This is a genomic window from Mesorhizobium sp. P3_A9 (genome assembly GCF_056402975.1).
This window is the reverse complement of sequence record NZ_JBFUGJ010000380.1, coordinates 1-5,463: the sequence shown is the minus strand read 5'-3', so window position 1 is coordinate 5,463 and position 5,463 is coordinate 1. Positions and strand designations below refer to the sequence as shown.

The window sequence follows — 5,463 nt, the reverse complement described above, 5'->3', positions numbered from 1 at the left end:
GACGGCAGATTGGCGTTGCGGGCAATCGGATCCTTGAGATCGGCGAGGTTGACGGCCTCGCCGTCCTTCATTTCCTGTTCGGTACGGTTGCGCACCACAACCGGCTTGCCGCGCCACTTGACGATCAGAGACATGCCAGGCGTCAGCGAGGCGACATCGACTTCGACCGAGGCGAGCGCCAGCGTCGAGGCATCGGGGCGCATCTGGTCGATGAACGGCCATGCGAAGGCACCGGCGCCGACCACGGCGGCCATGCCGGTGGCGACGTAGAGAAAGTCTCGACGGTTGGGATCCTGGATGTCGGTTGCGCTCACGGGTGCCTGATCCTTTCGCCTCTTCCGCGCCGGTGGCTGAGCCTTGTTCCCCGCTCAATTACGCCAACCCGACAGCGCATGGCGAACAGGCTAGCGAATTCCTCCGGCATTTGGACTTCGGTTTATGCGTGAAGCCCGTTTTTGTCCAGACGGGTCAAGGCACAAGGGCAGATTGTCGCGGGGACAAAATCCCCTATTGCCCGGCGGGACGGCGAATGGCCGCAAAAGGCGGCTAAACAACCGGGAAATATCAGCAAAATCCGAGGTTCCGATTGCCTCGACACAGGGCGCCGGTGTGATCTATCCTCCCAAGCATGGCACACGTCATAGACCGTGAGGAATGGGCAGTTCGCTCCGACCACTGGAAGGGCGAGTTGCAATGCGGTGGCTACGGCTCCAACTCCTGCCTGATCTTCAACTATCTGCCTGATGTCGGCGGTGGCCCGCGACTGCACGCCCACCCCTATGCAGAGATCTTCATCATCCGCCAGGGCACCGGCCTGTTCACCGTCGGCGACCAGGAAATCGAGGCTTCCGCCGGCCAGATCGTTATCGTGCCGCCCCACACACCGCACAAATTCACCAATCTCGGTCCGGGGCCGCTGGAAACGACCGACATTCACGAGAACGGCAAGTTCATCACCGAATGGCTGGAGTAGGCCATGGTCCCGAACCGTAGGCCCTCTATTTGGCGCCAAGCCTGACCAGCACCGCCCTCGGGATRYCGTATTCGCGGATAACGCCATCGTGCTTTCGCAAGCCACACAGCTCGCGCTGGATGAAATAGCCTTGCACCGCCTCGGCGGCGTCCTTGAGCAGACGGGGTCGCAACTGCTCATCGCCATTGTCACGCAACCTGGCCAACGTTTCCTCGACCCGCTGTCCGGCCCGGCCGAGTGCCGCCGCCTTCTCGGCCAGGATCTCATGGCCAAGCGCATCGAAGGCGGCTTCAGCGGCCGAAGAGCCGGCAAGATGAGATGGCGRACGCAAGGACATTTCAATTCCCCTTCCCGAACACCATGCGGTGGGTGACGAATTCTTCGCCTGCCACGAGTTGAAAGCCAAGCCTTTCATAGAAGCCGAAGGCTTCCGGCGGCGCGCGGGTGTTCAACACGGTGAAATACAGGCGAGCCCTATCGATGACTGTCTCGACCAGCATGCGGCCAAGGCCGGCGCGGCGGTGAGGCGCGCCGACGAGCAGGTGGCGCACCCGGCCCTGGCTCCTGCCCTCGACATAGGGATCGATGTTCAGCCCGCACACGCCCGCAAGTTCGGCGCCATGCCATGCCCCGAACAAGGCCTCGCCCCGTTTCAGGAACTTGTTGCGGCCGCTTGCCCAGCCATCCCCCAGGCGCACCAGCATCCAGTAGCCTTCCAGTCGGCTTTCTTCCTTCAGCGTGTCGAAGGCCGGCATGGTTGGCCGCAGACGCTTGAGCACATAGCCAGTCTCCGCCGATCCACCCATGCGCCTACTCCGCCGGCCGCGTCTCTTCGAGCACGCTTTCCTCGTGATAGAGGAAGCCGCCGGACTGCCGCTTCCACAGCCGCGCATAAAGCCCGTCGAGGGCCACCAGTTCGTCATGCGTGCCTTGCTCGACGATGCGGCCGCCGTCCAGCACGATAAGACGATCGAGGGCGGCGATCGTCGACAGCCGGTGAGCGATGGCGATGACCGTCTTGTTCTCCATCAGCCTGGTGAGATTCTCCTGGATCGCYGCCTCGATGTCGGAATCGAGCGCCGAGGTCGCYTCGTCSAGSAYCAGGATCGGCGCRTCCTTGAGGAAGACRCGSGCRATCGCCACGCGCTGRCGCTGGCCGCCYGAMAGTTTYACGCCGCGYTCGCCGACAAAGGCCTCGTAGCCGGCRCGATCSCGGTTGTCGCGCAGGCCCAGGATGAACTCGTGCGCCTCGGCCTTCCTCGCCGCGGCGATCACCTCGGCGTCGGTTGCGTCGGGCATGCCGAGCTTGATGTTGTCGCGTAGCGAACGGTGGAACAGGGCGGTGTCCTGGCTGACGACGCCGATATTGCCGCGCAGCGAATTCTGCGTGACATCGGCGACGTCCTGTCCGTCGATCAGGATCTTGCCGCTCTCAAGATCGTAAAGCCGCAGGATCAGATTGGCGAGCGTCGTCTTGCCAGCACCCGATGGCCCGACCAGCCCGACTTTTTCGCCTGGCTTGACGACAAGGTCGATGCCGTTCAGCACGCCGAAGCCCTTGCCGTAGTGGAACTCGACATTTTTCACGTCGATGCGTCCACCGGTCACGACGAGTTCCCTGGCATCGGGCGCATCGACAAGGCCAAGCGGCTGCGAGATCAGCGCCTTGGAGTTCTCCAGCACACCGAGGTTCCGAAGAATGCCGTTGAGCTGCATCATCAGCCGGCCAAGCAGCATGTTGAGCCGCAGTACCAGCGACAGCGTGAAGGCGACGGCGCCGACGGTGATCGAGCCCTCGACCCAGAGATAGACGGCAAAGCAGCCGATCGCCGTGATCATGATGCCCGACAGCGTCGTCAGCGCCATGCGCACGCCGGTGAGCCGGCGGGTGAAGGGGCGCAGCGCGTCGAGATAGATGTCGAAGCCGTTCCTGATGTAGCGGTCGTCGCCGTCGGCCGAGAACAGTTTCAGCGTCTGCACATTGGAATAGGAATCGACGATGCGGCCATTGATCATCGAGCCTGCTTCGGCCGTGGCCTCGGCATTCTTGCGGATATCAGGCAGATAGAGTCTTGCCAGCAAGCCGAAGGCCACGATCCAGACCACCACCAGCGCCGCTAGCCGCAGATCCAGTCCGGCGACCAGCGCCAGCGTCGTCACCGTATAGACGAGCATGAACCAGACGACCTCGATGAAGCTTTCCATCAAATCGCCGGTGGCCTGCCCCGCCTGCCAGACTTTTGTCGCGATGCGGCCGGCGAAATCATTCTGGAAGAAGGCGTAGGACTGGCGCGACACGTGCCGGTGCGCCTGCCAGCGCACCAGATTGTAGAAGCCGGGCGTGATCGTCTGCTCGTCGACCAGCGCCGACAGGCCGACGACGATGGTACGGATGACCAGCACGACCGCGATCATGAAGACAAGCTCCGGGCCGGCGGCGGTCCACAGCGCATGCCAGCTGCGCTGGCCGGGAAGCTGGTCGAGGATGTCGACCAGCCGCCCGACGAAATAGAACAGGCCGGCCTCGACCAGCGGCGCGATGCCGCCGATGACCAGCATGGCGAAGAAGGCGAACTTCGCCTGGCCGACATAGTGCCAGATGAAGCCGCCGACGCTCGACGGTGGCCGAAGATTCGCCGGCTCCCTGAACGGATAGACCCAGTTCTCGAACCAGCGATAGATGGCTGTCATCATGCGGCGGCCATCATTCTGCGGCTTGCCCCTTTGCGATCACGTCGTTGGCGACGTCGGCCGGGATGTCCTCGAGCAGGAAGCCGCCCGACTGGCGCTGCCAGAGCTGCGCGTAGAGCCCGCCCTTGGCGACCAGGTCCTCGTGCGAACCTTCCTCGATGACCCGCCCCTGGTCCATCACCACAAGCCTGTCCATCGCCGCGATGGTCGACAGCCGGTGGGCGATGGCGATGACGGTCTTGCCCTGCATGAGCTTGTAGAGGTTCTCCTGAATGGCCGCTTCCGTCTCGGAATCCAGCGCCGACGTCGCCTCGTCAAGGATAAGTATCGGCGCATCCTTCAACATAACGCGAGCAATGGCGATGCGTTGCCGCTGGCCGCCGGACAATTTGACGCCGCGGTCACCGACATAGGCATCGAAACCCTTGCGGCCCTTGTGGTCGGAAAGCCCGCCGACGAAGTCCAGCGCCTCGGCCCGCCGTGCTGCCTCGACAAGCATCTCTTCGGTCGCATCGGGGCGGCCATAAAGGATGTTCTCGCGCACCGAGCGATGCAGCAGCGAGGTGTCCTGCGTGACCATGCCGATCTGGGCGCGCAGCGAATCCTGCTTCACACCGGCGATCTCCTGGCCGTCGATGAGGATCCGGCCGCTTTCCAGATCGTAGAAGCGCAGCAGCAAATTGACCAGCGTCGACTTGCCGGCTCCCGAGCGGCCGACAATGCCGACCTTCTCGCCCGGCTTCACCGCCAGCGACAGGTTTTCGATGACGCCCTTCTGCTTGCCGTAGTGGAAGCGGATGTCCTCAAAGCGGATCCCACCCCTGGCAACGCTGATCTCCTTCGCATCCGGCCTGTCCTCGACCAGGCGCGGCAGCGAAATTGAGGCAATGCCGTCCTGCACCGTGCCGATATTCTCGAACAGGCCCGACATTTCCCACATGATCCATTGCGACATGCCCCACATTCTGAGCACCAGGCTGATGACCACGGCGACGGCGCCAATCGTCACCACTTGGCCGAGCCACAGCCACAGCGACAGCGCAGTCACCGAGAACAGCAGCAGCGCATTGAGGATGTAAAGCAGGCCGTAGAGCACCGTCACCAGCCGCATCGAACGATAGACCGTGTCAAGGAAGCCTGCCATCCCCTCCTTGGCGAAAGTGGCTTCGCGGCGCGCATGGCTGAACAGCTTGACTGTCTGGATGTTGGAGTAGCTGTCGACGACGCGGCCGGTCATGATCGAGCGCGCATTGGCCTGCTCCTCGCCGACCTTGCCGAGCCGGGGAATGAAGTAACGCAACAGCGCGATATAGCCGACCAGCCAGACCACGAGTGGTGCCGCCAGCCGCAAGTCGGCCGAGCCGACGATGAAAAGCATGCCGAGGAAGTAGACAATGACGTAGTTGAGAACCTCGATCAGCTTGATGACGCAGTCGCGCACGGCGAGCGCTGTCTGCATAAGCTTGGTGGCGATGCGGCCGGCGAACTCGTCCTGATAGAAGGCCATCGACTGCTTCAAAAGATAGCGATGCACCTGCCAGCGGATGCGCATGGGATAATTGCCCATCAGCGTCTGCTGGTTGAGCAGCGAATGCAGCCATACTGTGCTCGGCATCGCGAACAGCACGATGAAGGCCATGCCGGCGAGCTTCCAGCTCTCGGTCTGMAGGAAGGTCTCGCGGTTCTGCGCCGACAGCCAGTCGACGATGCGGCCCATGAAGCCGAACATCCACACTTCGGCAATGGCGATCGACGTCATTAGGACCGCGTCCGGAATGATGTAGGGCAAAGCGCCGCGC

The 5,463-nt window shown here is 62.9% G+C and carries 6 protein-coding genes; 1 reads left to right on the top strand and 5 read right to left on the bottom strand.

Annotated elements, in window-relative coordinates:
• On the bottom strand, window positions 1–254 hold a 254-nt coding region (locus AC1DX0_RS30390), incomplete at its 3' end, for a ubiquinol-cytochrome c reductase iron-sulfur subunit N-terminal domain-containing protein (protein ID WP_477358129.1).
• A 374-nt stretch (window positions 255–628) separates the two neighbouring features.
• Here AC1DX0_RS30390 and AC1DX0_RS30385 point away from each other — a divergent pair.
• Window positions 629–973, top strand: a complete 345-nt coding sequence (locus tag AC1DX0_RS30385; protein ID WP_477224115.1) for a cupin domain-containing protein — start codon at window positions 629–631, stop codon at window positions 971–973.
• A 25-nt stretch (window positions 974–998) separates the two neighbouring features.
• On the opposite strand, the gene AC1DX0_RS30380 is transcribed toward AC1DX0_RS30385, so the two are convergent.
• The 4 genes from AC1DX0_RS30380 to AC1DX0_RS30365 form a co-directional block, all read right to left on the bottom strand.
• Window positions 999–1,310, bottom strand: a complete 312-nt coding sequence (locus tag AC1DX0_RS30380) for a DUF6665 family protein (protein ID WP_477358126.1) — start codon at window positions 1,308–1,310, stop codon at window positions 999–1,001.
• A 1-nt stretch (window position 1,311) separates the two neighbouring features.
• Window positions 1,312–1,779: a GNAT family N-acetyltransferase gene (locus AC1DX0_RS30375; RefSeq protein WP_477224117.1), complete on the bottom strand. Its 468-nt coding sequence runs from the start codon at window positions 1,777–1,779 to the stop codon at window positions 1,312–1,314.
• A 4-nt stretch (window positions 1,780–1,783) separates the two neighbouring features.
• Window positions 1,784–3,667: an ABC transporter ATP-binding protein gene (locus AC1DX0_RS30370; protein WP_477358124.1), complete on the bottom strand. Its 1,884-nt coding sequence runs from the start codon at window positions 3,665–3,667 to the stop codon at window positions 1,784–1,786.
• Window positions 3,668–3,677: 10 nt separating this feature from the next.
• Window positions 3,678–5,463, bottom strand: a 1,786-nt coding sequence (locus tag AC1DX0_RS30365; RefSeq protein WP_477358121.1) for an ABC transporter ATP-binding protein, incomplete at its 5' end; no start/stop codon positions are given.

Bases quoted from the DNA above. Each gene is read 5' to 3' on its own strand.
- AC1DX0_RS30385 (WP_477224115.1), top strand. From the start codon at position 629: ATGGCACACGTCATAGACCGTGAGGAATGGGCAGTTCGCTCCGACCAC.
- AC1DX0_RS30375 (WP_477224117.1), bottom strand. From the start codon at position 1,779: ATGGGTGGATCGGCGGAGACTGGCTATGTGCTCAAGCGTCTGCGGCCA.